20 protein-coding genes and 1 tRNA gene are annotated in these 26264 nt (G+C 65.7%); 10 read left to right on the forward strand and 11 right to left on the reverse strand.

The annotated features are described in order from the left end of the window. Positions 1 to 33: 33 nt before the first annotated feature. From H8B03_RS00625 to H8B03_RS00635, 3 genes are all read right to left on the reverse strand, one after another. A complete protein-coding gene (locus H8B03_RS00625) occupies positions 34 to 1542 on the reverse strand; it encodes a heme biosynthesis protein HemY (protein WP_193139243.1) in 1509 nt (502 codons plus the stop codon). A gap of 11 nt (positions 1543 to 1553) precedes the next feature. Continuing rightward, on the reverse strand, positions 1554 to 3218 hold the full coding sequence (locus H8B03_RS00630) for a COG4223 family protein (RefSeq protein ID WP_193139245.1): 1665 nt from the start codon (positions 3216 to 3218) through the stop codon (positions 1554 to 1556). Between the two features lie 63 nt (positions 3219 to 3281). After that, a complete protein-coding gene (locus H8B03_RS00635; protein ID WP_193139247.1) occupies positions 3282 to 3998 on the reverse strand; it encodes a uroporphyrinogen-III synthase in 717 nt (238 codons plus the stop codon). 99 nt (positions 3999 to 4097) lie between these two features. Between H8B03_RS00635 and tsaD the strand changes: the two genes are divergently transcribed. From tsaD to H8B03_RS00650, 3 genes are all read left to right on the forward strand, one after another. Further along, positions 4098 to 5198 (forward strand): tRNA (adenosine(37)-N6)-threonylcarbamoyltransferase complex transferase subunit TsaD, encoded by a 1101-nt coding sequence (gene tsaD, locus H8B03_RS00640; RefSeq protein ID WP_193139249.1) that lies wholly within the window; start codon positions 4098 to 4100, stop codon positions 5196 to 5198. Positions 5199 to 5270: 72 nt separating this feature from the next. After that, positions 5271 to 5543 carry a YciI family protein gene (locus tag H8B03_RS00645; protein ID WP_193139251.1) on the forward strand — a complete coding sequence of 91 codons (273 nt, stop codon included), beginning with the start codon at positions 5271 to 5273 and terminating at the stop codon, positions 5541 to 5543. Then, positions 5543 to 5965 carry an EVE domain-containing protein gene (locus tag H8B03_RS00650; RefSeq protein WP_193139254.1) on the forward strand — a complete coding sequence of 141 codons (423 nt, stop codon included), beginning with the start codon at positions 5543 to 5545 and terminating at the stop codon, positions 5963 to 5965. The genes H8B03_RS00645 and H8B03_RS00650 overlap by 1 nt, the downstream gene beginning before the upstream one ends. A 196-nt stretch (positions 5966 to 6161) precedes the next feature. On the opposite strand, the gene speB is transcribed toward H8B03_RS00650, so the two are convergent. The 4 genes from speB to speA all read right to left on the reverse strand — a co-directional run bounded on the left by speB (position 6162) and on the right by speA (position 11508). Beyond that, entirely contained in the window at positions 6162 to 7013 is an 852-nt protein-coding gene (gene speB, locus H8B03_RS00655; protein WP_193139256.1) for an agmatinase, read from the reverse strand. 9 nt (positions 7014 to 7022) lie between these two features. Then, on the reverse strand, positions 7023 to 8210 hold the full coding sequence (locus H8B03_RS00660; RefSeq protein ID WP_193139258.1) for a carboxynorspermidine decarboxylase: 1188 nt from the start codon (positions 8208 to 8210) through the stop codon (positions 7023 to 7025). 114 nt (positions 8211 to 8324) lie between these two features. Then, positions 8325 to 9536 carry a saccharopine dehydrogenase family protein gene (locus H8B03_RS00665; RefSeq protein ID WP_193139260.1) on the reverse strand — a complete coding sequence of 404 codons (1212 nt, stop codon included), beginning with the start codon at positions 9534 to 9536 and terminating at the stop codon, positions 8325 to 8327. A 73-nt stretch (positions 9537 to 9609) separates the two neighbouring features. Continuing rightward, entirely contained in the window at positions 9610 to 11508 is a 1899-nt protein-coding gene (gene speA / locus H8B03_RS00670; RefSeq protein WP_193139262.1) for a biosynthetic arginine decarboxylase, read from the reverse strand. A gap of 231 nt (positions 11509 to 11739) precedes the next feature. Between speA and H8B03_RS00675 the strand changes: the two genes are divergently transcribed. The 4 genes from H8B03_RS00675 to H8B03_RS00690 all read left to right on the forward strand — a co-directional run bounded on the left by H8B03_RS00675 (position 11740) and on the right by H8B03_RS00690 (position 17855). Further along, the gene (locus H8B03_RS00675; RefSeq protein WP_193139264.1) at positions 11740 to 13842 is read left to right on the forward strand and encodes a hypothetical protein; all 2103 of its coding nucleotides are present in this window, start codon (positions 11740 to 11742) and stop codon (positions 13840 to 13842) included. Positions 13843 to 13943: 101 nt separating this feature from the next. Then, positions 13944 to 14852: a sulfotransferase gene (locus tag H8B03_RS00680; protein WP_193139266.1), complete on the forward strand. Its 909-nt coding sequence runs from the start codon at positions 13944 to 13946 to the stop codon at positions 14850 to 14852. A gap of 226 nt (positions 14853 to 15078) precedes the next feature. Continuing rightward, positions 15079 to 16563: an oligosaccharide flippase family protein gene (locus H8B03_RS00685; RefSeq protein WP_193139267.1), complete on the forward strand. Its 1485-nt coding sequence runs from the start codon at positions 15079 to 15081 to the stop codon at positions 16561 to 16563. Further along, positions 16560 to 17855 (forward strand): glycosyltransferase family 4 protein, encoded by a 1296-nt coding sequence (locus H8B03_RS00690; protein ID WP_193139269.1) that lies wholly within the window; start codon positions 16560 to 16562, stop codon positions 17853 to 17855. Before H8B03_RS00685 ends, H8B03_RS00690 begins: the two co-directional genes overlap by 4 nt. Here the strand turns inward: H8B03_RS00690 and H8B03_RS19150 are convergent. Then, positions 17825 to 19360, reverse strand: a complete 1536-nt coding sequence (locus H8B03_RS19150) for a GMC oxidoreductase (protein ID WP_193139271.1) — start codon at positions 19358 to 19360, stop codon at positions 17825 to 17827. The genes H8B03_RS00690 and H8B03_RS19150 overlap by 31 nt on opposite strands. Before the next feature lie 11 nt (positions 19361 to 19371). Beyond that, the gene (locus tag H8B03_RS00700; RefSeq protein WP_193139274.1) at positions 19372 to 20343 is read right to left on the reverse strand and encodes an NAD(P)-dependent oxidoreductase; all 972 of its coding nucleotides are present in this window, start codon (positions 20341 to 20343) and stop codon (positions 19372 to 19374) included. 260 nt (positions 20344 to 20603) lie between these two features. Here H8B03_RS00700 and H8B03_RS00705 point away from each other — a divergent pair, with 260 nt between their 5' ends. The 3 genes from H8B03_RS00705 to H8B03_RS00715 all read left to right on the forward strand — a co-directional run bounded on the left by H8B03_RS00705 (position 20604) and on the right by H8B03_RS00715 (position 23868). After that, complete coding sequence (locus H8B03_RS00705) at positions 20604 to 21953, forward strand: nucleotide sugar dehydrogenase (protein WP_193139276.1); 1350 nt, start codon at positions 20604 to 20606, stop codon at positions 21951 to 21953. A 95-nt stretch (positions 21954 to 22048) separates the two neighbouring features. Continuing rightward, complete coding sequence (locus H8B03_RS00710; RefSeq protein WP_193139278.1) at positions 22049 to 22765, forward strand: potassium channel family protein; 717 nt, start codon at positions 22049 to 22051, stop codon at positions 22763 to 22765. Next, complete coding sequence (locus H8B03_RS00715) at positions 22762 to 23868, forward strand: AI-2E family transporter (RefSeq protein WP_193139280.1); 1107 nt, start codon at positions 22762 to 22764, stop codon at positions 23866 to 23868. The genes H8B03_RS00710 and H8B03_RS00715 overlap by 4 nt, the downstream gene beginning before the upstream one ends. 4 nt (positions 23869 to 23872) lie before the next feature. Here the strand turns inward: H8B03_RS00715 and H8B03_RS00720 are convergent, their stop codons facing one another. Then, entirely contained in the window at positions 23873 to 25813 is a 1941-nt protein-coding gene (locus H8B03_RS00720; RefSeq protein WP_193139282.1) for a hypothetical protein, read from the reverse strand. A 262-nt stretch (positions 25814 to 26075) separates the two neighbouring features. After that, a tRNA-Met gene (locus tag H8B03_RS00725) sits at positions 26076 to 26152 on the reverse strand. Positions 26153 to 26264 lie beyond the last annotated feature (112 nt).

Here is a 26264-nt window from a genome sequence, read left to right on the forward strand (position 1 = left end):
GTTGCTATCAGGACTTTCCGGCGGGGGAAAGCCCTAGTTTGCAACCTTTTCAGCCTCCTTGACCTGTTCCACTTCGGTGGCCGTCTGGTCCAGAATATCGGCCTCGGGCTCCTCCACCTCGGTGGGTTCTGCCGTCGGTTCTGGCTCTTCGGACTTGTCCTCCAGCGCGCCGACGATCAGCGGCAGCATGGCCATGCCGGTGCCATCGACCACGGCACCGCCCTTCTGGGCTTCCTTCCAGCTCAAGGTATCGAAGGCATCGCAGTTGTCGCAGATGACGGTCCAGCCGCCGTGGACGTGGCCGCAGTTCTCGCAGACCCATTGCGGTCCGCGCGACGCGGTCAGCGCCTTGGCCAGCCAGGCCTTGACGGTGGTGTCGTCCGAACCTTCGCCCCGTTCGATCGCCGCCATCAGGGTCAGCGTGCGGGCGTTGGGCATGGTCTCGGGCAAATCGCCCAGGGCCTTGCGCGCTGCCGGGAAATTCTCGGCGGCGATTTCCAGTTCGGCCAGCAGCATCTTGCTTTCCGGATGGATCGGCTTGAGCTTCAGCAAGTTGCCGAACCGCTTGATCCGGGCAGCCGGGGTTTCACTGGGCTCGATGGCGGCAAAAGCCGCGGCCAGATCGGGGTGCGGCTCGGCGGTCCAGGCGGTCTTGATGACCTTGACGGCGTTGCGCGGCTTGCCCATCGCGGTATAGGCGCGGGCGGCCATGGCGGCGGCAGGCACCAGTGCCGGCGACAGGCGCGCGGCCTCGATCGCCTCGTCGTTGGCCATGTCCAGATCACCGGCAGCAATGCGCGCCTCGGCATCGGCCAGCGCCAGCACCGCATCGCGGCGCTTGTGCAGATCGCGCGGGACAGAGCCGTATTTCAGCTTGGCCCCCAGCGTCTTGCGAGCGCCCTTCCAGTTGGATTTCTGCGCCTGCAACTGCAACAGCGTGTCCGAAGTTTCCGCGTGACGCGGCTTCAGCACGAAGGCCTTTTCGGCCAGCTTCAGCGCGGTGTCGGTGTCGCCCTCGGCCAGCTTCTGCTTCATCAGGCCACGCACACCGACAAAACGGGTGCGATCGTCGCCCAGCAGCTTCTTGTAGGCTTCCATGGCCTTGGTCTTGTCACCGGTCATCTCGGCAGCCTGCGCCCGGATCAGGTTGGTCAGATCGGGACGTTGCAGCAGACGTTCGGCCTTGGAGGCCCGGCTCACGGCCTCGCTACCCTCGCCCGCCGCAAGGGCGGTAAAGGCTTCGGACAGCGCCTTGAAGCCGCGCCGTTCGCGGTTGCGCGAGAAATAGCGGGTGATGGCGGTTTCATCCCCGGCCAGGAACCGCAGGGTGGCAATCAGCAGCCCCAGCAGTTTCAGGACGATCCAGACGGTCAGCAGCAGCAGCGCGGCGGCCACCAGGGTCTGAACCGGACCGAGGGTGAATTCCCAGTTGGCCACGGCAAGGTGCAGGCCCTCGCCCTCGGTCATCAGCAGTTCCACCCCGAAAATCAGGGCGGCGATGATGGCCACAAAGAGAAGGATCTTGATCAGCGAAATCAGCATGGGGGGCCTCCTCAGTTGGCCAGCAGGGTTGCAGCCAGATCCGACGCGGCGGTGGTCACGTCACGGCGCGACTGCGCCGCCGTGATCCAGTCCGCCAGTTCGGCCTGACCCGCCGGCGGCAACAGTGCCAATTCGGCCAGGGTAGAATCCAGATCTCCGGCGACCAAAGCCGCCTCGGCCCGCGACAGAACCGCGTCCGGGTCGTTGCCTTCTTTCGGTGTCAGCGACCGGGCACCGGTCTGCGACCTCAGGAAGGCGACAAAGCGCCCGGTCGTGTCGTCTGCCACGGTTTCGCGGATGGAAGCGTCCAGCGCCGCGCGGGCCTCTTGCGGAAAGCTGCTGCGCAGTTGCGCCAGCGATTGCACGCCGTTCTCGGCATGGGCGCTCAGCACGTCGGGCACCTCGGTCAGGTCAGACAGGATCGCCAAGGGGGTCACATAAGGCGCACCGCGTTGGATGGCCCCGTCGAGACTGGCCAGCGCTTCGCGCATGGCGGCGGCATTGGCCTTGGCCTCTGCCGCGGCAGCAGCTTCGGCGGCCTGCGCCTGGGCTGCGGCGGCAACTTCCGCGGCCTGGGCCTGCGCCGTGGCGGCGACCTCGGCCGCCTGCGACTTGGCTTCTTCCTGCAGCGCACGGGCCTGGTCGGTGACCGCGGCCATTTCGGCGTTGACCTGTTCGTTCAGCGCCTGGGCTTCTTCCAGGGTCTTTTTCAACCCGTCCAGCTCGCGTTCATAGGCTTCGAACGCCGCCTTGGCAGTTTCCGAGCTTTCCTGAAGCGGACGCTTTTCCACGGCGGTCAGGCGATCGTTGATCGCGGCCAGCCGGGTGTCGAGATCGTTCAGCCCCGATTGCACACCGGAAATGGCACCACTGAGGGAGCTTTCCACATTGCCCACGGTGCTGCCCACGGCCTCGAGCCGGGACGCCATGTCGCCGAACTGCCCCTGAAGGGTCGTCGCCACATCGCCCAACTGGCCCTGAAGCTGCTGGCTGAGGGCGGCAATCTGATCTTCGGCGCCGGTGTCGGCGGGTTTGGACACGGCCTCAGCGATTTCGCCGATCCGGGCTTCCAATGTACCCAGACGTTCCGATTGTGTCGCCAGAGACTGCGAGGTGCCGTCATCCTGGGATCCCAGGTAGGTGGCGCCGCCGAAGCCCAGGCCCGCAGCCACGAGGCCGCCCAGCACGGCAGGCATGAAGCCCCCGCCGGATTTCTCCGCAGCCGGTGCCGGCGCGGGGGCCGCGACGGGCGCAGGCTCGGGCGTGGGTTCTGCGACAGGTTCGGTGTCTTCGGCAGCCAGTTTCTCGGCCTCGGACAGGTCTTCGGCCGTTTCCGACACCGCAGCCTCGGCCAGCACATCGGCATCCGTGGCAAGATCGCCTTCGATGTCCTCGGGCGTGACGCTGTCATCCTCGGCGGCAACGTCATCCTCGGCCAGCGATTCGGCGTCTTCCGAGACGTCCTCGGCCAACGCCTGATCCTCGGCGGTGTCGTCACCCCCTTCGGTCAGATCCGTGAACTCGGCGTCTTCCACCGATTCCCCGGCCTCATCCGCAGGCTTGGCACCTTCGACATCGTCGGCATCCTGCCCGATTTCGCTTTCCTGAGCGCCATCGAGCTTGTCTTCGATCTCGGGGGTCTGCTCCGGATCGTTTTTCTTGTCCTTGGAACTCAAAACCAAATTCCTTCCCTGTCTCCAGCGTGGAGCATATCCCGCGCTACGGTCACGCTCAAGAAATCATCCCCGCTCCGACAGACGCTGAATGAGATCCAGCATGGCATCGGCATCGGGGGTGGGCGCAACTTCCATTCGGGCGCCACTTTGCACTTGTCCTGCCTCGGCAACAGCAGGGCTGATTGCCGCAAGCCGCAATTCAGCGCGCGCGCGGGACAGTTCCGGGGCCAGCAGGCGGGCGCTGCGCGGCGAAAACATCGGGACCAGCACCGGGGCCGGGCCGCTCAGGCAGGTCCGGGCTTCGTCGGTCAGCGGGCGGGGCTGCTGATCATAGACCGCCAGATGCGCCGCCGCGATCCCCAGATCGGCCAGATCCGCCACCAGATCGCGCGCCAGATGCACGCCGCCCAGATGCAGCAGGCGGCCTTCGGGCGGGTGCCGGGCGATCAGGCGCACCAGTCCGCGCGCCTCTCCCGGCCCTTGCAAGGCCTCCAGCCCGATGCCCCGCGCAGCTTCCGCCGTGCGTGCGCCGACGCAATACGCCGGGAAGCGCCGTTCAACGGCGTGCCGGGCAAACACCGCGACCGCGTTTTCAGAGGTGAAGGCCAGGGCCCCGACACCCTCCCAGGTGGCGTCTTGGGTCAAGACGCAAGCCGCAGGTCGTTCGACAATATCCAGAACCGGCGCGATCACGATCCGAAACCTGTCGCCGAACCGCGCCCGCACCTGCGTGGCAAAGCGCGCCGATTGCGCGGCGGGGCGGGTCAGAAGCAGGATCATTGCGGGTCTCCGACGCTGGTGCGGCGGATGCTTGCCGCCTTGCGCCGCCAGTGGTAGCTGGCAGGCATCCCCGACACAACACCACCGATCGCCCCGCCCATGTCTCCTGCCCCCCTCACCCTGCTCGGCCTGGAAAGCAGCTGCGACGACACCGGCGCCGCCGTTGTGCGCGCCGATGCCGAGGGCCGAGGACAGATCCTGTCCAACGTGGTCATCGGTCAGGACGAACTGCACGCAGCCTTTGGCGGCGTGGTGCCCGAGATCGCCGCCCGCGCCCATGCAGAAAAGATCGACGTTGCGGTTGAACAGGCGCTGTCCCGGGCCGGTCTGCGGCTGGACCAGGTCGATGCCGTGGCGGTGACGGCGGGTCCGGGCCTGATCGGCGGCGTGCTGTCCGGCGTCATGTGCGCGAAGGGGCTTGCGGCCGGGGCGGGTCTGCCATTGGTGGGGGTAAACCACCTTGCCGGCCATGCGTTGACCCCGCGCCTGACCGACGGGCTGGCGTTTCCCTACCTGATGCTGCTGGTGTCCGGGGGCCATTGCCAGTTCCTGATCGCCCATGGCCCGGACCGGTTCACCCGCCTTGGCGGCACCATCGACGATGCCCCGGGCGAGGCCTTCGACAAGACCGCGCGGCTGCTGGGCCTGCCGCAACCGGGCGGCCCCTCGGTGGAACGCGCGGCACGGGATGGGGACGCCCGCCGGTTTGCCTTCCCGCGCCCGCTGTTGAACCGTCCGGGATGCGACATGTCCTTCTCGGGGCTGAAAACCGCGGTGCTGCGGGCCCGCGACCAGCTGCTTGCGGCGCAAGATGGCCTCTATCCGCAGGACGTCAACGACCTCAGCGCCGGGTTCCAGACGGCAGTGGCCGATGTTCTGACCGAAAAGACCCGCCGCGCGCTGACCGCCTATCTGGACCTTCAGCCCCCCGCCCCGGCCATCGCCGTCGCCGGGGGCGTTGCCGCAAATGACGCGCTGCGCCGCCGACTGTCCACGCTGGCCGCCGAGCACGGCCTCGCCTTCGTGGCCCCGCCGCTGGCGCTGTGCACCGACAACGCGGCGATGATCGCCTGGGCCGGACTGGAACGGTTGCGCGCGGGGCTGACCGACAACGCTCCCCTGATCGCCCGCCCGCGCTGGCCGCTGGACCCGGATGGACCGGCCCTGTTGGGCGGCGGTCGCAAGGGCCCCAAGGCCTGATCGCGAAAGGCGGCTTGTCCCGCCCCGGCCCGCGCCCTAGCCTGCGCCAGACTACATCACACGGAGACCCCCATGCTGCACGTGCTCATCTGCCAGGACAAACCCGGCGCGCTGGAAACCCGCAAGGCCAACCGCGAGGCGCATCTGGCCTATCTCAAGGACACCGGCATCGTCGCCCAGGCCGGACCGGTCCTGAACGAGGCTGGCGAGATGGCGGGCTCCATCATCGTGCTGAACACCGACAACCGCGCCGAGGCCGAAGCCTGGGCCGAAAGCGATCCCTACGCCAAGGCCGGTCTCTTCGCCTCGGTGCAGATCCAGACCTGGAACCGGGTGATCGGCTGATGGCCTATTGGCTCTTCAAGTCCGAACCCTCCACCTGGTCGTGGGACAATCAAGTGGCCAAGGGCGCGGCGGGCGAGGAATGGGACGGCGTGCGCAACTACCAGGCCCGCAACCACATGCGCCAGATGAAGATCGGCGACCGCGGGTTCTTTTACCACTCGCAGAAGGAAAAGGCCGTGGTCGGCATCGTCGAAGTCTGCGCCGAGGCCCATCCCGACAGCACCACCGACGATGACCGCTGGGAGTGCGTCGACATCAAGGCCATCCGCCCAATTGCCAAACCGGTGACCCTGGCCGATTGCAAGACCAATCCGGCGCTGGAAAACATGGTTCTGGTCAACAACACCCGCCTGTCGGTGCAGCCGGTCACCGACGCCGAATGGCGCGCTGTTTGCAAGATGGGCGAAACCGACCCGGACTGACCCACAAACGGGGGGCGGCTCCCGCCCTCTGTCGATGCAAGGCATCTCCGCCGGTTGGGCCCGGCAGCGCCGTGCCGGCGCTGCGCCCGCGCCTGAGCCTCCGGCCGTAAAACCGGATCAACGTCCTGTTTTCTTCTTGGCGAAAATACTCCCGCCGGAGGCAAGAAATCTCTCGCCGCTGCAATACAGCACACGCTCAGGCCAGCGCCATCACCCCATAAGCCACCTGCGCAGCGGTGAAATCCGACACGGCCCCTCCGGGCCGGGGCGCCAGTTCCACTACGTCGCACCCCACCAGCCGCCGCCCCTTCAGGGCATGGGCAACAAGGTGCAGTGCCTGCCAAAATCCCAATCCTCCGGGCACCGGTGTGCCGGTGTCCGGCATCACGGCCGGGTCCAGCCCATCCACGTCGAAGCTGACATAGACCTGCTGCGGGAAGTCTTCGGGCAGACCCACCGCGTGCAGCCCGCCAGTGACCAATTCCTCGGCATCGACGTGGAACACCCCGAACTTGCGACGATAGTCCGCTTCCTGTGCGCACAGGGCGCGAACTCCGAATTGCGCCAGCGCGATGTTGTCCTCCTCGACCAGCAATTGCATGACCGAGGCGTGGGAGTGCCGCTCGCCCTGGTAGGCCACTCGCAGGTCCGCATGGGCGTCGATCTGAACGATGCCAACAGGGCCTTCCAGTGCTGCTGCCACGCCGCGCACCGCGCCATAGCTCAGCGAATGCTCGCCGCCCAGCACCACGGGCACCCGGCCCGCGGCCACCGCCGCCTGCGTGCGGGCAGCAATTCGCGCCATCACGTCGGGCAAAGGGCCGTCACAATCGACCGGCGCTTCGGTGTAGATCCCGGCTTCGCAGGGCTCCACCCCGCGCCACAGGCGCTCCAGCTCGACACTGGCGTCCAGCAAGGCCGCCGGACCGCCGGCCGTGCCCGCGCCGTAGGACACCGTGCGCTCCAGCGGCACCGGGATCACCCGGAATTTCGCGGTTTCGGGGTCGCACTCGGCGGCGCTCAACTCGCCATCCAGAAATGGGGTCATGACGGCTCCTCAGCCCAGCCGCATACGGAAATCGTCATAGCCGAATTCGCGCAGCACATTCAGGTGGTCGGTGTCGGAATTCCACAGGGCAAGCGCCGGCAGCGGCACCCCGTTGAAGGTGTTGGTCTTCACCATGGAATAGTGGGTCTGGTCCAGAAAGGCGAAACGCTCCCCGACCGCAAACTCCGTTGCCGGGCGGAAATCGCCGATCACGTCGCCGGCCAGGCAAGACGGCCCGCCGATGCGGATCTCGCCGCCGGTGCCTTCGGGACGTTCGCCCAGCAAATCGGGACGATAGGGCGCTTCCACCACGTCGGGCATGTGGCAGGTGGCCGACAGGTCCGAGATCGCCAGCGGCACATCGTTCTCGGTGCGATCCAGCACCTCGCCCACCAGGATGCCACTGTGCAGGACCACCGCCTCGCCGGGTTCCAGAAAGACCTCGACGCCGTGCTGGTCGCGGATCCTGCGGATCAGCGCGATCAGCCCCGCGCGGTCGTAATCCGGCTGGGTGATGTGATGGCCGCCGCCCAGGTTCAGCCAGGACAGGCCGTCCAGCCAAGGCCCCACTGTCGGGGCGATCGCCTCCCAGGTGCGGGCCAGCGGTGCGAACCCCTGCTCGCACAGGGTGTGCATGTGCAGCCCGTCGAGACCCGCCAGATCCTCGGCACGGATCTGCGAGACCGGATGGCCCAGGCGCGAACAGGGGGCCGCCGGATCATAGCGGTCAGTCCAGCCTTCGGAGTGCTGCGGATTGATTCGCAGGCCAATTTCCACATCCTCGCCGCTCCGCCGTGCTTCCTCCACCAGTGGCTGAAAGCGCCGCAACTGACCCAGCGAGTTGAAGATCACGTGGTCCGACAGGGCCAGAACCTCCTGCAGATCCTCGGGCTTGAATCCGGCGCTGAAGGTGGCGACCTGCCCGCCGAATTCCTCGCGCCCCAGCCGCGCCTCGTGCAGGCCCGAGGCCGCCGTGCCCGCCAGATAGCGCGTCACCACCGGCGCCAGCGCCGGCATCGAACAGGCCTTGAGCGCCAGGAACACCTGCGCGCCCGAGGCTTCAGCCACCTCGGCCAGGATCTCGCAGTTGCGCGCCACCTGCGCCTCGTCGATCACGAAGCACGGCGACGGCACCGCGGTCAGGTCGAAGCGGGCAAACCGCGCGCGGCTGTCGGCGGCGATATCGATGGGGGGCATGGCGCACTCCAGAAAGCAGGGCCGTAAAATGGGTCGAGCGGGGCCCGGAACAGGCCCCTGGGCCTGTGACCGGCGCGGGCGGGGCTCGATGCCCCGGCCGCGCCGCGCCCTGCCCTAGAAGGCGACGGGGCCGTCCAGTTCCTCGACCTGCCACGGCAGCCCTTGCGTGTTCAGCATGTCCATGAAGGCATCCGGGTCCAGCTGCTCCATGTTCCACACCCCCGGCTCGCGCCAGATGCCCTTCAGCACCATGGCGGTGCCGATCATCGCCGGAACCCCGGTGGTATAGGCCACGGCCTGGCTGCCGACCTCGGCGTAGCATTCCTCGTGATCGCAGATGTTGTAGATGTAGAAGGTCTTCTCGCCCGACCCGTCGGCAGCCTCGCCGGTGGCGATATCGCCGATACAGGCCTTGCCCTTGGTCAACTCACCCAGATCGCTGGGATCGGGCAGCAGGGTCTTGAGGAACTGGATCGGGATGATCTCCTTGCCGTCATGCATCACCGGGTCGATCCGGGTCATGCCGACGTTTTCCAGCACCTTGGCATGGGTGATATAGGCATCCCCGAAGGTCATCCAGAAGCGGGCCCGCTCGATCTCGGGGAAATGGGTCGACAGGCTCTCCAGTTCCTCGTGATACATCAGGTACATGTTCTTCGGCCCGACGCCGGGGAAGTCGAATTCCACCTTGTGGGTCATCGCCGGGGAGGTCTTCCACTCGCCCCCTTCCCAGTGCCGCGCCTCGGCCAGAACCTCGCGCAGGTTGATCTCGGGGTTGAAGTTGGTGGCAAAGGCCTGCCCATTGTCGCCACCGTTGGCGTCCAGCACGTCGATCTGTCGAATGGTCTTCAGCTTGTGCTTGCGCAGCCATGCGGCAAAGACCGAAGTCACCCCCGGATCGAAGCCCGACCCCAGGATCGCGGTCAGCCCGGCGTCGCGGAATTTCTCCTGATAGGCCCACTGCCAGCTGTATTCGAACTTGGCCTCGTCCTCGGGCTCGTAGTTGGCGGTGTCGATGTAGTTCACCCCGGCCTCAAGGCAGGCATCCATCAGCACCAGGTCCTGATAGGGCAGCGCCAGGTTCACCACGATCTCGGCCCCGGTCTGGCGGATCAGCGCCACGGTGGCGGCCACATCCATCGCATCCAGTGCATGGGTGGTCACATCGATGCCGAAGCGTGCCTTCACACTGGCCGCGATGGCATCGCATTTGGACTTGGTGCGGCTGGCCAGATGGATCGGCCCGAAGATATCGGGGTTCATCGCCATCTTGTGCACGGCGACCGAGCTGACGCCCCCCGCCCCTACAACCAGAACATTGCCCATTCGCTTGTCTCCCTCATTCTGGGTCTGCCCCGGGGTCGTCGGACCCGCGGGGCGATCATGCGTTCGTGTTGGCCTATTCGAAATAGGTATAGCCCGACAGGCTGTCCTTGTAGGCCGAAATCAGGGTACGGCGCTCTTGCGAGGTCACGGCGCGTTTGGCCACCGCCTGATCGACGCGCTTGCGGAAGGCCGCTAGGCAGTCCTGCGGATCGTATTCCACATAGGACAGGACCTCGGCGATGCTGTCGCCCTCGACCTCGTGCTCCACCGTGAACCCGCCCTCGCCGTCCAGCGCGATGGTCACCACATTGGCATCGCCAAAGAGGTTGTGCAGATCGCCAAGGGTTTCCTGATAGGCGCCCACGAAGAACACACCGATCAGATAGTCCTCGCCGTCGCGCAGATCATGCACCGGCAGCGCCTTGTGCATGCCGTCGCCCAGGACGAAGCGCTTGATCTTGCCGTCGCTGTCGCAGGTGATGTCGGTCAGCACCGCGCGCCGGGTCGGAGCCTCGTTCAGCCGCTGCAACGGGATCACCGGGTGGATCTGATCGATGGCCCAGACATCCGGCAGCGACTGGAACATCGAGAAATTGCAGTGGTAATAGTCCACGTAGTTTTCCAGCTGGTCGCGCAACTCGCTGGCGCCATCCTGCGCGCGCTCGACCTCGCTGATCCGCGACAGGGTATACAGGAAGGTGCGTTCGGCCCGGCCCATCTGGCGCAGGTCCAGCACGCCGCGCCGGAACAGGGCGCGCAATTCGTCCCGGTAATAGACCGCGTCGTTGAAGCATTCCTGCACGCGGTTGCCATCCAGGTAGCTTTCCACCGCCATCAGGTCGGTCAACAGATGATGATCGCCGTCGCGGGCGACGGGCTTGTCGGGCACGTCATACAGGGTCGCGTCCAGCACGTCGAAGATCAGCATCGACGACAACGCCACCACAAAGCGGCCCGACTCGGTGACGATGGTCGGATGCGCCTCGCCGGCGTCATTCATGGCGTGGGCCACGGTCTCGACCACCGCGAAGCAATATTCCTCGACCGAGTAGTTCACCGAGTTTTCCGAGGGGCGCTTTTCGCCGGTGTAGTCGATGCCCAGTCCGCCGCCCAGATCCATGTAGGTCAACGGCGCGCCCAGACGGCGCAACTCGGTGAAGAAGCGGCAGGCCTCGGTGGCGGTGCGGCGCACGTCGATGACATTGGGCACCTGGCTGCCCAGATGGCTGTGCTGCAGCACAAGACACTCCATCAACCCGCTGTCTTCCAGCCGGTCGATCAGCTGTACCAGCTCATAGGTGCCCAGACCGAAGATCGACCGGTCGCCGGAACTGGCTTCCCATTTGCCGCCCACCGACTGGGTCAGCTTTACCCGCACGCCCAGCAGCGGCTTGGTGTCCAACTCCTCGGCCACGCGGCGGACGATCTCGAACTCGTTGAGGCTTTCCAGCACGATCACGGTGCGGAAGCCCAGCTTGCGCGACAGGATCGCCAGCCGGATGAACTCGTCATCCTTGGTGCCGTTGCAGATGATCAGGCTTTCATCGGCCAGCGGCTGCGCCAGCGCGACGATCAGCTCGGGCTTCGAGCCGGCTTCCAGCCCATAGCCGCGCGCCCGGCCAACCTCGACGATGCGGCTGACGACTTCATGCTGCTGGTTGACCTTGATCGGAAAGACCCCGCGATAGGCGCCCTTGTAGCCGACCTCGGCCATGGTCGCGTCGAAGGCATCGCACAGGCGGTTCAGCCCGTAGTCCAGAAACGACTGTACGCGCAGCTGGATCGGGGTGCCGATGCCACGGGCCCGCAAATCCTCGACGATCATCGGCAGGGCCACCGGAGGGCTGCCCGGCGCCAGCGGATCCCGCAGCCCGACATTGCCGTCGGGCAGGACCGTCACAAGGTCATGTCCCCACGCGTCGATTCCATAGTCGATGTCCTGCACTTCGCCCACCTGACTTGCTCCAACCATCCCGGCACTGTCCGGGAAGCGTGTTGTGGGTGCAACCCCCGTGCGATGCAAGCTTGAAAACAAGTCCGCCGCGCTGGTGCCCGTCCCTGCGTCAACCTGCGCCTGTCCGCCCGTGGGAATACCGGAATATCTTTCCTTCGAAGGGGTTTATTGTTTGCAGCTTGTGTCGGCGGGCCGCTACCCTGACAGCAACGCCGTCGAGTGCAGTATTTGGTCAAGGGATCGGTCATCGTGCCCCAGCTTTGTGTGAAATCCGCCCGCATCGCCGCCACCGGAACGCTGGTTGCCGCCACTGCAGCCCTTGCCGCCACCCCGGCCGCAGCCGCCGTGGCCGGCCTGTCGCATCCCCTTGTCTGGCCGATTCTGCCGATTGTTCTGACCGGACTGTTCTGTGGATTCGTGGCCCTGCGCGGCTATCGCGATTTCGCGGCACTGGCCGGTGTGTTCCTGCTGGGCTCGATGGGCCAGTGGATGCTGGTTCAGGATCAGTACTTCCCGGCGCTGAAGCTGACGCCGCTGTCGCTGCGGGTCGTTTTTGGCCTGGCGGCGCTGGGGCTTCAGGCCGCCGTGACCATCTGGGTGCTGCTTCCCGATATCCGGGTCGGCCTGCAGCGGCGGATCGGCTGGGGCGGCGGGCTGCGGCTGGTCGTGCTGATGGGCGTGCTGGCGCTGTTCGCGGTCTCGCCGACGCTCTACGTCGCCTATGACTTTCTGCCCAGCTATGCGGTGCAGATCATGCTGTGGGGCGGCCTGATCGGATTGCACCTGTTGACCCTGGGCGGGCTGTTGCTGGTGCCGGGACCGGATCTTGGGCTGCGCCTGCCGGGCTTGATCTTCGCGGCGCTGGCGGTTGCAGGCAGTCTGGCGATGGGCGTTCTGGCGATGCAGGCGATTCCGCATGTGGGCGACGAGGTGCCCTATATCCTGCAGGCCAAGCTGTACCTGCAAGGCGCGCTGACCGCCCCGGCCCCACCCGAGGCGCTGCGACCTGGCCTGGAATACTACCTTCTGGACATCGTGGACGGACGCTGGATCCCGACCACCGCGCCGGGCTGGCCGATCCTGCTGGCGCTGGGGATTGCTGCCGGAATGCCGTGGCTGGTCAACCCGCTGCTCACCGGCGCGACGGTGCTGCTGGCCCGCAGCTTTGCCCTGCGCAGCAGCGGCGCGGTGGCGCAGGCCAATCTGGTGGCGCTGCTGATGGCATTCTCGCCCTGGGTGCTGGCGGTCGGCGGCTCGTACATGACCCATTCGACGGCGGTGTTCATGGCAGTGCTGGCGTGGTGGTGTCTGAGCTGCGGCGGCTTCCTGCGGCATGGCGATGCGCGCCCGCTGTCAGTGGCTTGGGCCGTGGCCGGGGGCCTGGCCATGGGCTGGTTGTTCGCGACACGACAATTCGAGGGCGTTCTGATCGGCGTGCTGACCGGGCTGGCCCTTGTGGCGCACCGGCCCTTTGGCTGGCGTCCGATCCTTGGCTATGCTCTGGGCTGCATCGCCACCGGCGCGATCTACCTGATTGCCAACTTCGCGATCACCGGCAATCCGCTGGTGGCGCCGCTGGCCGCCTATCTTGAGGGCTACTGGCCCGACACCCGCAATGCCTTTGGCTTCGGTCCCGACCTTGGCCCGCCCGCGAAAAGCTGGGGTGCGCTGGATTTCCGTCCCGGCCACAGCCCGTTCGAGGGCGCCATCAACACCGCCAACGGGCTGGCATCCCTGAACCGCGAGGCCCTGGGATGGGCGACGGGATCCTTCCTGGCGGCGGGGCTGGCGCTTACCTGGGGCAACTGGCGGCGGATCACCCGGTTCGACCTGTTTCTCGGGCTGGTGCTGCTGGGCACCATCGGCGGCATGTTCTTCTACTGGTTCACCGGCACCTTCTTCGTCGGCCCGCGCTATTGGTACATCGCCTGTCTGCCGGTGTTCTGGATCAGCGCCTGCGGGCTGACCGCCTTCATGTCGCGCGCGCCGGAAGAAACCGCGAAACGCGCCGGCAGCGTGATCTGGGCGTTGTGTCTCAGCGCCCTGATGGTTTTCCTGCCGTGGCGCGGGGCCGAGAAATACCACCAGTACCGCGAAAACTATGCAGGGCTTGAGGCCCTCCACGAAGCAGGCCGCTTTGGCCATGATCTGGTGTTCGTGACGACCCCGGGCGACATCGGCCCGGCCCTGGTGCTCAACGATCCGATGCTGCCCCCCGGCAAGCCGATTTACCTGAAAGACATGGGTGAGGCGCAGAATGCCGCTGCGGCAGCGGCCCTTCCCGATCGCGGGGTGCGCCATGTGACCCTGTCCCCGGACGGGGCGCGGGAACACCCAGCCACCGAAAACTGAAAGGGACGTCGGCGTGAACCATTCATCCGTTCACTGGGCGTTTCCTTTCGCGCTGCAAGACTGGCCGCGCGCAAAAGCCCAACTGGACAAGGAGACCGCCGATGTCGCGCATGCCTGATTTCCTGATCATCGGGGCCGCGCGCGCCGGCACCACGGCCCTGTATGAATACCTGCGGCAGGCGCCGGATGTGTTCATGCCCGACGGCAAGGAGCCGAACTTTTTCTGCTACGAGGGGCTGAACCTGGACTGCCAGGGACCGGGCGCCGATTTCATCAACAATTCGATCACCGATCTGGCCCGCTATCAGGCGCTGTTCGACCCCGCCCCCGAGGGCGCGATCCTGGGCGAGGCCTCGCCGCTGTACCTCTACGAACCCCGTTCGGCCGCGCGCATCCATCATCACGTGCCCGAGGCGCGGCTTGTGGTGATCCTGCGCAATCCCATCGAGCAGGCGTTTTCGCATTTCATGCGCGCCCAAAAGCTGCGGATCGAACCATTGACCGACTTCACCGAGGCGCTGAAGGCCGAGGACAGCCGACTTGCCAAGGGCTGGCAGCCGATGTTCGGATATTCCCGCTTCCCGCGCTACGGCGAACAACTGGCCCGATTTCTTGCCCTGTTTCCCCGCGCGCAGATCCTTGTGCGCCGGTACGAGGATTTCGACGCCGATCCTGCCGCCATGGTGGCCGAGGTTCAGTCCTTCATCGGTGCTGACACCGCGCATCGGCCCAATGTCGACAAGCGGCACAATGCCGGGGGCGTGCCGCGCAACGCGGCGTTTCAGGATTTCCTGATGAAGCCCAATCCGATCACCGGAACGCTCGGCGCGGTGCTGCCACGCCGCCTGCGCTGGCAGGTGCGCGACTGGATCGCCGGGTTCAACCTGCGCGACCAGCGCCCCGCGATCACCCCGGAAGCCCGCGCGATTCTGGTGAGTCGCCTGCAGGACGACGTTGCCCAACTGGGCGATCTGCTGGGCGAGGATTTCTCGGGATGGCTGCGCGGGTGAGTCCGCAGACACATTCAACCCCCGATTCGGCCCCAAGAAGTGCCGATGGTCACAAAGACAAGTCCAGAAAACCAACTGGTTGCAGGGTGATTCTGGTGTATCACTCCATTAACGAGGCCACGGTAATCAGTAGCCAGTGGCGCCCGCGATCTTCAGAATCGCATGTGGTGGGCGTTTTTCGTCGTGCCGCGAAGGACAGGGGCCGTACCGACCGGACAATGTAACCATGGCGACCAAACAAAGATTTTCCAAAGGCGTCGCCTGGATGGCCGTGGGCAACTGGTCGGAACAGTTGGTCAATTTCCTTGTTTTCATGCTGTTGTCGCGCCTGCTGGGGGCCGAGTCCTTCGGCCTGCTCACCATGGCCATCGTGCCGGTCATTCTGGGCGAAGGTCTGGTGCGCGAAACCCTGTCGGAATACGTCTTCTCGGCCCGCGACATCACGGATTCGGACATCAACACGGTGTTTTGGGCGCTGGCGGCCTTTGGCGCCCTTCTGTCGCTGATCCTGTTTCTGGGCGGACCTCTGGTCGCGTCCTTCTATGGCATCAAGCAGGTGCAATACCTGATGTGGGCCGCGGTGCCGATTGTCTTCACCACGGCGATCACCGCGGTGCCGGTGGCCCTGCTGCGCCGTCAGTTGCGCCTGCGCCCGCTGGCCATCCGGGCAGTGGCGGGCGTTGTCAGCGGTGGCATCGTCGGGCTGGGACTGGCGCTGACCGGCTTCGGCGTCTGGGCCCTGATCTTTCAGCGGATCGCGCTGAACCTGACAAACGTGGTGCTGGCCTGGCGCGCGGTGGACTGGCGCCCCAGCCTGCAATTCGACCCCCGGCGCCTGCGGATGCTGACGTCTTTCGGTTCGCATGTGATCGGGATGCGCGGGGCCGAGATGGCCAATGCGCAGATGCCCTCGATCGTCATTGGCGCCACCCTGGGTCCGGCCAGCCTCGGGTTCTACACGATCGCATGGCGGCTGGTCGAGATCTGCTCGTTTCTCATCGTTACCCCGCTGCGCATGGCGGCGCTGCCGTCGTTCACCGCGCAGCGCAGCATCGGCAACACCGCTGGCGAGTTGCTGCTGGATATCCTGCGCGTTGCCAGTTTCGTGGCCTTGCCGGCCTTCTTCGGGCTGGCCATCGTCTCGGAACAGGTGGTGGTGCTGTTTGGCGGCGAGAAGTGGCTGCCCGCAGCCCCGGTGTTGTCGGTTCTGGCGTTCTACGGGTTTTTCCTGTGTATCGCGAAGATTGAAGAAGCCTTTGCCTTTGCCTTCGGTCATGTGCGGGAATTGGCCTTCCTGGCCAATGCGGCGCTGATCTCGGGCACGCTGGCCCTTGTTGCGCTGAGTGGGCAGAAGCTGGAATGGATGGTGATCGCCTATGTGGCCACTGCCTATCTGCTGTCGCCGCTGCGCTGGTGGCTGATCGGACGTCATGCCAGCCTGTCGATCTCGCGCCTGATGCGCCCGCATTTCGCCACGCTGTTCGGCGGTCTGATCATGGTGTTGGGTCTTCGGGTGATCGACCCCTACCTTCTGGGGCTTCCCGCCTTCCCGACACTGCTGATCAAGGCCGTGGTCGGCATCGGGCTTTATGCCGGCGTTGCCATGATCACCATGCGCCGGCGGCTGGCCATGACCCAAAGCTATCTCAGCGGCCTGTTCCGGCCTGCCGCACCCGCTGCTGCTCCCAAAACTCAGGACACGCCCTCATGAGAAGCCTCGACATCCTGATGTTCACCACCTTCTACCCGCCCTATTCCTTCGGCGGCGATGCCATCGGCACCCAGCGGATGGCGCAGGCGCTGGTGGCGCGCGGCCATCGGGTGACAGTGGTGCATGACGAGGACTCCTTCCTGATCCTCGGCGGCAAGCCCCCCGCGGGCGATCCGCCCGACGACGGGGTCATCCGCATCGGGTTGCGCAGCCGCTCGGGCCTCGCGTCGAACCTGCTGACCCAGCAGACCGGTCGCCCGGTGGTGCATGCCGCCCGCCTGCGCGAGATCACGGCGGAACGGGCGTATGATATCACCTGGTACAACAACGTGTCGCTGGTGGGCGGGCCGGGCATCCTGGACTATGGCAGCGGCCTGAAACTTTACGAGGCGCATGAGCATTGGCTGGTCTGCCCCTCGCATGTGCTGTGGCGCTATAACCGGGAGCTTTGCGACAAGAAGGACTGCCTGCGCTGCGTGCTCAGCTTCAAGCGCCCGCCGCAGGTGTGGCGCTATACCGGCTATCTTGACCGGCAGATGGACAAGGCCGATCTGATCGTCGCGAAAAGCGAATTCAGCCGCCGCAAGCATCGCGATTTCGGCCTGCGGCAAGAGATGGAGGTGCTGCCCTATTTCCTGCCCGATCTCGACCACCAGGCCACCGAACCCTTCTCCGGGCATCCCCGCCCCTATTTCCTGTTCGTCGGACGGCTTGAGAAGATCAAGGGCTTGCAAGACGTGTTCCCGGCGATGGACAAATATCCCGATGCCGACCTGCTGATCCTGGGCGATGGCGACTATGCTCCGGCCCTGAAGGATCTGGCAAAGGACAACCCGCGCATCCGTTTCCTGGGCCGCAAGTCCCCGGATGAACTGGCGGCCTATTATCGGGGCGCGCTGGGGCTGATCGTGCCTTCGGTCTGCTATGAGACCTTCGGCATCATCCTGATCGAAAGCTTCCGTCTGGGCACCCCGGTCATCGCCCGCCGCCTGGGCCCCTTCCCCGAGATCGTCGAACATGCCGGGGCCGGCACCCTGTTCGAAACCGAGGACGAGTTGATCGCGGCAATGACGACCCTGCAAGGCAGCGCGCCAGAGCGGGCAGCCCTGTCCGCCGCCGCCCGGCAGGCCTTCACATCCACCTGGCGCGAGGATCGGGTTCTGGCGCAATACGGCGCAGCGTTGGCGCGCGCGGCCCACCGTGCGGGCAAGACCGAACTGGCGCAGGTGCTGGACGCCGGGGCCTTCGAAAACGGCGCCAGCTACGCGGGCGCTTCGGTGGCAATGCGATAGGCGTTGGCCATCACCGGCAGGGTGATGGTGGTGGCAGCGATCGCCGGCAGGACCGAGGCATCCACCACATGCAGCCGCGAGGCTCCCGCCGGCCGCCCAAGGGGGTCCGCCCCCCGCGCGTCGGGCGTTTCGGACATGGGCAGGCTTGCCCCAACGTGAAAGCTGGAACCGGGCGCGCCCAGCCGGGTGGCGAAGGGCAGCCCGGCCAACCCCAAGTGTTTCAGTCCCTTGGCCAGTGTACGCCCCGCAGATTGCAGGCGGGCATGGGTGTCTTCGGGCAAGCTGACCTGCGCCTGAAGCCGGCCATCGGCAGCCCGCCGCAGGATAATGCGGGCACAATGATCCGAATGCAGGAACAGTTGTGTCACGATCAGCCGCCGCGCCAGCACCGGCCAGACCGGCGCACTGAAAGGCAGTTTCGCGCCATAGGTCTGCAGCAGATCACGAGCATAGAAATCGTTCCACGTATACACCTGCCCGTGCACCAGATGCGGCGAGACCGCGTCGTCGGACAATTCCACGAACATCTGCGGCAGCGTATGATGCGGCAATCGGTCGGGCCGCCGCCGGTTGGGCCGGATCTGCAGGGCAGGCAGGAACCCGTGCTGGCTTTCGCGAAGGGTCAGGCTGTCGGCTTCGAACCCGGTCGACGCCAGCAGAATCCGCGCCGTTTCCAGAACCCCGGCCGCCAGAAACAGCCGGTCGCCCGACACCCGGCGTCCGTCCGACAGGTGAACCTCGACGCCCGTATCGGTCTCGCCGATGGCGCGCACGATCTGTCCGGGGCGATGGTCCAGCCGGGGATCGCCCAGCATGTCGCGCAGCGTGTCTGCCGCCGACCACATGGTGCCGGTGGGACAGCCATGCAGGCACAATCCGCACTGTCGGCAATCGGCGCGCACCGCCTGTCGCGCCGCCCCGATGCGAAGGCCCTGCGCCGCCAGTTTGTCGGCGCGTGCCTCCGCCCGCGCCAGCAGCACCCGCGCTTGCGGCGAAGGCGTCAACAGCGACGGCGCTTCGGGCAAGCCGTCGGGCAGAAGGTCGGCCAGCGCATCGCGGCGCGCCGACACTGGCAGGAATCCCAGCACCGCGCGGTAATGCGGCGCCAGATCCTGCGCCGTGATCGGCCAGCCCGCCATGTCGCGCGCCGCATAGGGCAGCACCGCCGTGCCCCAGAGGTTCGACAGCCCGCCCACAGCGCGCGAGGCGCGCAGGGCAACCGGCCCGGCCTCGGCAAAGGTTTCCGCCGCGGGCTCCATCGCGAAATCCGAGCCGAACTTGCGGATCTGACCCGGCGTGGCACCGTACTGACCGGATTTGTAGCGCGCCACATCCACCGCCGCCCACGTCGCGGGGTCTGCGTCTGCCAGCGCGTCACGCGCGCCTGCCTGTTCCGGCTCAAGCGTCTTGCCGCCGTCCAGAAGGATCACCGCGCGCCCCAGCGCCAGCCGCGCCTTCACGGCGGCAATGCCGGAAGGGCCGGATCCGATGACGATATCGGCCACGGGGAAGCCCCTCAGCCAGCCATCTGGGCGCGTTTCTCGGCGATGATGTCGTCGATGATCTCGGACAGGGGCCGCTCGGGCCGGAACCCGGTGACTTCTTTCAGGCGCGAGACATCCGGCAGGCGGCGGTTCATGTCCTCGAACCCCTCGGGATAGACCGTGTCATAGGCGACCAGTTCGATCGACGAGGTCGATCCGGTGGCGGCGATCACCTGCTCGGCCAGCGCCTTGATCGACACTTCCTCGTCATTGGCGATGTTGAACACACGGCCCTGCGCCTCGGGGGTTTCCATCAGCCGCATCAGCGCCTCGATCACGTCTTTCACATGGCCGAAACAACGGGTCTGCTCGCCGGTGCCGTGCACCTTCAGCGGACGGCCCTCCAGCGCGGCCTGCACGAAATTGGGCAGCACCATGCCATAGCGCCCGGTCTGGCGCGGCCCGGTGGTGTTGAAGAACCGCAGCACCACGACCGGCAGATCCTTTTCGCGGGCATAGGCCAGCGCCAGGAATTCATCCAGCATCTTGGCGCAGGCATAGGACCAGCGCAGGTTTTTGGTCGCCCCCAGCGTCAGGTCGTCGTCTTCCGAGAAGGGGAACTTGCGGGCCTTGCCGTAGACTTCCGAGGTCGAGGCCACATAGACCGGCGTCTTGTCGGTCAGGGCTGCGGTCAGCACGTTCTCGGTGCCGTTGATGTTGGTCAGGATGGAGCGGCTGGGTTCCTCCATGATCAACTTGACCCCGACAGCGGCGGCCAGGTGGAAGACCAGATCGGCCTCGGCCACCATCCGTTCGACAAGATCGCGATCCAGAATGTTGCCTTCGGTGAAAGTCACCTTGCCGCTGGCCATCGCGTCCGACAGATTCTCAAGCCGCCCCGTGGACAGATCGTCCAGCACGTCAATGCTGTGCCCCTCGGCCACCAGCCGATCCGCCAGATGCGAGCCGATGAACCCTGCGCCGCCTGTGATCAATACCTTCATGTCACCTGAAACCCTTCAAATCGTCCGTTGCTTCAAGGTCTAGCACCCCGTTTGCCCCGTGGCCAAGGCTGCGTCGTCGCAATCGGGCGGGTTGGTGAATCCGCGGGCGTGCTGCCAGTCCGTTGACCAGAAGCGGGGCGCAACGCCCTGCCCCGCGACCTGACGCCGCGACAGTTTAACCAGATCGCCCTGCAACTCGTGGTTTGCTGCCGGAGTGTGCTAGGGTGGCCCGGTCCCTTTGTTCAACGCCGTATAGTCCCATGAATACCGAGTTTTCGCTTAGCAGCACCCTGAAAGACAAAATCAAATCGGATCAGGCCCATGTGGCCGTGATCGGCCTAGGATACGTGGGGTTGCCCTTGGCCCTGACGGTGCATGAGGCCGGGTTCCGGGTGACCGGGGTGGATCTGAATTCCGACCGCGTGGCGGCGATCAATGCCGGCCAGCGGGTCATCACCTATCTGGCCGAGGATCGCATTGCCACTGCGGTGGCCAGCGGGCGGTTCGGGGCCAGCGACGATTTCGCCGCGATCCGCGCTGCCGACATCATCCTGATCTGCGTGCCAACCCCGCTGGACAGTGCCGGTGACCCTGATCTGGCCTATGTCCGCAAGGCCGGCGCCAGCCTGTCGGCGCATCTGCAACCCGGACAGCTGGTGGTGTTGGAAAGTACGGTCTGGCCCGGCGCGACCCAGACGGTGCTGCGCCCGCTGCTGGAAGACAGCGGCCTGAGCGCGGGCAAGGACTTCTTCCTGGGGTTCTCGCCCGAGCGCGAGGATCCCGGCAACGAAGTGCATCACACCAACACCATCCCCAAGATCGTCGGTGGCGACGATCCCGCCACCCGCGACCTGCTGAAGACCTTCTACGAAAAGGTCGTGTCCCAGGCGGTGCCGGTGGACAGTTGCGCCATCGCCGAGGCGGTGAAACTGGTGGAAAACACCTTCCGTACCGTGAACATCGCCTATGTGAACGAAATGAAGGTGGCGCTGGACCAGATGGGCATCGACATCTGGGACGTGATTCCCGCCGCCGCCACCAAGCCGTTCGGCTACATGCCCTTCTATCCCGGTCCCGGGATCGGCGGCGACTGCATCCCGGTGTCGCCGGTGTTCCTGTCGTGGCGGGCCCGCGACGTGGGATCCTCGCTGCCGCTGGTCGATCTGGCGCGCAGCTACACAGACACCACCCCGGCGACCATCGCCCAACGGATCATCGCCGATGTGTCGGTCAAGGCCGGTGTGGCGGCGGCGCAAGCCCGGGTGCTGCTGCTGGGCGTGTCCTACAAGAAAGATATCGAAGACAGCCGCGTCAGCCCGGCCATTGCCATCCTGCGTCATCTGGAAGCCGCGGGCGTCACGGTGGACTACCACGATCCCTATTTCCCGGTGATGCCCCTGACCCGCGACGATCCCGATCTGGCGGGCCGTCAAAGCATCGATCTGAGCGCCGGGGCGCTGGCGGGCTATGATGCGGTGCTGGTGACCACGGATCACACCCATGTGGACTACGCGCTGGTGGCCGAACATGCCCGTCTGGTGTTCGACAGCCGCAACGTCTTTGACGGGCGGGGCATCGTGATCGACCGGGGCAAGTTCACCAAGGTCTGACCCCTTCCCGCAATCCCTGATTTCCTTCTCTGACATGGACAAGGCCGCCACGGCGTGGCCTTGTCTGTATAACCGTCTCGCGAGAACTGTCGAAGATGACCGTGCTGAAACGCTATCACGCCGCCGTTGCCCGCCGCAGGTGGAGCCTGCTGCTTGTCCTTCTGGTCGTCAGCATGTTGCTGGAGCCCGCCTTCGGCAAGGCGAACTGGGTGGAAACACTCACGCTTTGTCTGCTGGCCCTGACTTTCATCGGCACCATCCAGTCCGCCAATGTTGCCGGGCAAAAGCAGGTTGTGGGAAATTTCATTGTCGTGATCTGGTTCCTGACCAGTATGGTGGACAGGTTCGGATTTGACACCGGTTCGCTTCTGGCAGTCGAGACCGCCTTTCTGCTGGGTGGCACCCTGTGGCTGGTCTTTACCTATCTGATGCGCGAGCGCGCCGGCAGCTTCGACAGCCTGATGGGGGCCGTGTTCGGCTATGTGCTGTTGGCGTTGGTCTGGTCGGTTCTCTATCTTCACATTGAAAACCTGCGGCCCGGCGCCTTTGCCCTGCGCGACGGTCCCGCCGAGCATGGCCAGCTAGTCTATTTCAGCCTGGTGACCATCACCACGCTGGGCTATGGCGATATTCTTCCGGTGGATCCCCTAGCCCGGATCTGCGCCGGGTTCGAGGCCGCCGTCGGAACCCTGTATGTCGCGGTGCTGATCGGCAGTATCGTGGGGGCGTTTGGCAATTCGGTCCGACCGCGCCACACTTCGTCCTCACGCCCCCCGTCCGATCCGGGCGCATCCGAAAGGCCAGATTCATGACCGACGCTCCCGCCCCCAAACCATCCCGCAGCACGGACGCCATCGCCATCGACGTGGCCATCCGCATGGGGTTTCTGGCGCTTTTTGCCTATCTGTCACTGCGGCTGGTGGCGCCTTTCGCGGCGATCGTGACCTGGTCGGTCGTCCTGGCGGTGGCGTTGCACCCGGTCTATGCGTGGCTGGCGGCCCGTCTGGGCGGCCGCAGGAAACTGGCGGCAACCCTGCTGACGCTGGTCGGGCTATCGGTCATCCTGGGCCCGGCGGCGGCGCTGGTCACCAGCACCGTCCGGTCGGTCGCCGGTTTTGCCGAGAAGATCCGCACCCAGTCCCTTGAATTGAAGGTGCCGACGTGGCTGGCCGATATCCCGGTGATCGGTCCCAATCTGAACGACGCCTGGACCATGTTGACCGGCAATCTGGAAACCTTCCTGCATGACTATGGCGCAACGGTCCTGAACCTGGGCACTCATCTGCTGGAAATCGCCGCCGGTCTGGCGGGCGGCATCCTGCAATTCACCATCTCGATGATCATCGCCGGGTTCCTTTTCCTGCCGGGTCAGAAACTGGCCGACGGCATCCGGCATTTCGGGCGTCGGATCATTGGCGACCGTGGGGCGGGTTTCGTGGACCTGGCCGGTGCCACGATCCGCAACGTGGCGCGCGGCGTGATCGGGGTGTCGCTGCTGCAGGCAATGCTGCTGGGCATCGGTCTGATCGTGGCCGGAGTACCGGCGGCAGGGCTGTTCGCGCTGGCCGCCCTGATCCTGGCCATCGTCCAGGTCGGCGCGGCGGTGGTGATCCTGCCGCTGGTGATCTGGGCCTGGACCTCGATGGGGACGTTGCCGGCCCTGCTGTTCACCGCCTATATGGTCCCGGTCGCCACCGTCGACAACATTCTGCGGCCCATCGTTATGGCGCAGGGTCTGACCACGCCGATGCTGGTGATCCTGCTGGGCGTGATCGGCGGCACGTTGTCCTTCGGGTTGATCGGCCTGTTCATGGGACCGATCGTGCTGGCGGTGTTCTATGAGCTGCTGATGTTCTGGGTGGAAGCCCCAACAGCCAAGGACGCACCGGACAGCGCCCCCCCCACCGAAGACTGACGCCTCAGCGCAGCCCGGTCAGCGCGGCCAGATCCCAGACCGGACGCGGTCCGTCTTTCGGCCCGGTTCCGAACAGGATGCGCCGCGGCACGTAGAACCGCGCGTTGACCGAGGATTGCGCCAGTGTCGGCAGCAAGCCGACCTCGGCCGCCTCGGGCGAGGTCGCCACCAGGACATGACCGTCGCTTTCGGCCATCAGCACCTCGCCTGGCAGCGCAGCCCCCTTGCGCATGATGAATTCTGGCGGCATGTCCGGCAGATCTGTCGAGGTGACGTAGTAATACAGCATGATCGGCGAGGCTGCGCCGCGCACCAGCCCCTCGGTGGCAAGCGCCTGTTCCGAAAAGGCGAGGCTGATCAGATCCTGAAGAACCCGGACATCCTCGGCGTGAAACGCGCCCGGATCGATGGACTCCAGACGCCAGCCGGCGGCAAAGGACGTGCTGGCAGTGTTCGGCGCCCAATCGTCGGGCCGCGCCAGCCACAGGCCCGCCGCCACACCGGCCAGTGCCAGCCCGGTCGCCAGCCGCGGACGCGTCACCACCGGCGCCAGACGCCAGAACACGATCAGCGACAGGATCGGCACCGGCGCGAAATGATGCGGCAACACGCGGTAAGCCTGCAGGTAGAACAGCGCGAAATATCCCAGCGCCACCAGCGACAAGGCCCGCGACAGGCGGTCCTGCCAGAACCACGTCAGCACCGCCAGGCCCGGCAGCAACCCGCAAGGTACCAGCCAGAACCAGAACCGCTCGACCTCGGCGACCGAGACAAAGCGCAACCGGCGCAGCAGGTTGCCCGAACTGAACTCATCCCCCGGCACCGGCAGGCCGAAATGCACCATGACCATTGGTGCCACCATGGTCACCGCCATGGCCGCCACCGTCAGCCCCCCGGCCAGAAACAGGCGCGCCCAGGGAATCGGCCGCCAGACCAGGAACACCGCGCCAAGCCACATGCCGATCAGGCCCACCGCCGAGGGGATCGACAGCAGCAGCAGCAGCAGAAAGGCGAACAGCCAGAGGTATTCGCGCTGCAGGAAGAACCAGATGACCCCCAGCGCGGCCACCACCACCAGCGGTTCGCGCGCCAGCGGCAGGGCAATATCTGCAAACGACGGATGATAGGTGGCGTGCCACCCGAGGGTGGCGGCGAACAGCACCAGCGCCAGACCAAGGGCGACCACCGCCCCGTTGCCAAGCGGTGCCGGACGGCGCCAGCGCACCAGCCCCAGAACCGCCACCGTCAGGAAGGACATCTGCGGCAGCACCGACAACCGCGCGGACAATTCGTTCTCGCCGAAAAACCGCAGGGTGAAAGAGCTGAACACCACCGCCGACGAGGTGGACAAGGACGGGTAAGAGGCCATGTTACCCGCCTCTTTCGGCCAGAAAGGCGAGCCGGTCAGGACCATGTTGCGCAGGGAATAATAGCTGTGCACCCCGTCGCCATTGAAGTTCTCCCAGACGAATTTCGGCAGCAGCAGGGCCAGCAGCAGCAAGGGCACCGCCAACAGCGCGGCCATGTCCTGTCCGGCGTTCAGGGCCGCGCCCTCGGGCAATCCGCGATGCGCCACCAGCAGGGCACCGGGCAGCGCCGACAGGATCAGAAACAGACTGAACCCAACCCCGGTCAGAGGCTGGGGAAGCACCAGCGAAACAACACCGGGCGCCAGCGTCAGCCACAGCATCGACCAGATCAGCCCCTTGAGGACCACCGAGGTCATGCCTTGCACAGGTCCCGACAGCCCCAGCGCCAGAAGGATACCCGGTGCATAGATCAGGGCCGAACTGGCCAACGCGGTGACCGCAACCCCCAGATAGATGACCAGCGATCCCTGCCCCACGGGCCGGGTTGTGGCAAACTCGGCCACCGGTCCGGCGAAGGTCGACAGAACGGCCAATATCAGCAGACCAAGGCCAAGCCCGATGCCCAATCCGCCCATCCGATTCAGTGCCTGTGCGCTTTGCAAATCAAGGTTCCCGTCTTGCACGATGGCCGGCGATCCGCGGCACTCGGGGAGATACATTCATATCCGGATAGTCATCCCTGCCCATTGAGGAAACTCAAGCAGGGCTTTCCTGCCCGCGTCGATGTTTCTCGATTCGGACCCGTCATAACGTGTTGCGGGAAACAACAGGTTTCCAGAATGCCCGACGGACATTGTGCCGCAAAACCGGGCCGACCAAGGATGTGAGAGGGGGAACTGGTAGCGGAGGAGGGACTTGAACCCCCGACACGCGGATTATGATTCCGCTGCTCTAACCAACTGAGCTACTCCGCCAGAGAGTGCGCGCTGACTAAGAGACTGGGGCGGACCCGTCAAGAGTGAAATCCCGAAATCGGGGAAGTTTCTGGGCAGCGCTCTCGCGCGGGTGTGACAGAAGCACAATGGA

Origin of the sequence: Meridianimarinicoccus sp. MJW13 (assembly GCF_014901205.1) — a bacterium.
Lineage (GTDB): Bacteria > Pseudomonadota > Alphaproteobacteria > Rhodobacterales > Rhodobacteraceae > Meridianimarinicoccus.

What these genes read in the sequence shown, in the direction of transcription:
- speA (WP_193139262.1), bottom strand. Translation starts at nt 11,508, where the DNA reads ATGGTTGGAGCAAGTCAGGTGGGCGAAGTGCAGGACATCGACTATGGA.
- H8B03_RS00665 (WP_193139260.1), bottom strand. Translation starts at nt 9,536, where the DNA reads ATGGGCAATGTTCTGGTTGTAGGGGCGGGGGGCGTCAGCTCGGTCGCC.
- H8B03_RS00710 (WP_193139278.1), top strand. Translation starts at nt 22,049, where the DNA reads ATGACCGTGCTGAAACGCTATCACGCCGCCGTTGCCCGCCGCAGGTGG.
- speB (WP_193139256.1), bottom strand. Translation starts at nt 7,013, where the DNA reads ATGACCCCATTTCTGGATGGCGAGTTGAGCGCCGCCGAGTGCGACCCC.
- H8B03_RS00635 (WP_193139247.1), bottom strand. Translation starts at nt 3,998, where the DNA reads ATGATCCTGCTTCTGACCCGCCCCGCCGCGCAATCGGCGCGCTTTGCC.
- H8B03_RS00650 (WP_193139254.1), top strand. Translation starts at nt 5,543, where the DNA reads ATGGCCTATTGGCTCTTCAAGTCCGAACCCTCCACCTGGTCGTGGGAC.
- H8B03_RS00720 (WP_193139282.1), bottom strand. Translation starts at nt 25,813, where the DNA reads ATGGGCGGATTGGGCATCGGGCTTGGCCTTGGTCTGCTGATATTGGCC.
- H8B03_RS00625 (WP_193139243.1), bottom strand. Translation starts at nt 1,542, where the DNA reads ATGCTGATTTCGCTGATCAAGATCCTTCTCTTTGTGGCCATCATCGCC.
- H8B03_RS00680 (WP_193139266.1), top strand. Translation starts at nt 13,944, where the DNA reads ATGTCGCGCATGCCTGATTTCCTGATCATCGGGGCCGCGCGCGCCGGC.
- H8B03_RS00660 (WP_193139258.1), bottom strand. Translation starts at nt 8,210, where the DNA reads ATGCCCCCCATCGATATCGCCGCCGACAGCCGCGCGCGGTTTGCCCGC.
- H8B03_RS00645 (WP_193139251.1), top strand. Translation starts at nt 5,271, where the DNA reads ATGCTGCACGTGCTCATCTGCCAGGACAAACCCGGCGCGCTGGAAACC.
- H8B03_RS00715 (WP_193139280.1), top strand. Translation starts at nt 22,762, where the DNA reads ATGACCGACGCTCCCGCCCCCAAACCATCCCGCAGCACGGACGCCATC.
- tsaD (WP_193139249.1), top strand. Translation starts at nt 4,098, where the DNA reads ATGTCTCCTGCCCCCCTCACCCTGCTCGGCCTGGAAAGCAGCTGCGAC.
- H8B03_RS00705 (WP_193139276.1), top strand. Translation starts at nt 20,604, where the DNA reads ATGAATACCGAGTTTTCGCTTAGCAGCACCCTGAAAGACAAAATCAAA.
- H8B03_RS00685 (WP_193139267.1), top strand. Translation starts at nt 15,079, where the DNA reads ATGGCGACCAAACAAAGATTTTCCAAAGGCGTCGCCTGGATGGCCGTG.
- H8B03_RS00700 (WP_193139274.1), bottom strand. Translation starts at nt 20,343, where the DNA reads ATGAAGGTATTGATCACAGGCGGCGCAGGGTTCATCGGCTCGCATCTG.
- H8B03_RS00690 (WP_193139269.1), top strand. Translation starts at nt 16,560, where the DNA reads ATGAGAAGCCTCGACATCCTGATGTTCACCACCTTCTACCCGCCCTAT.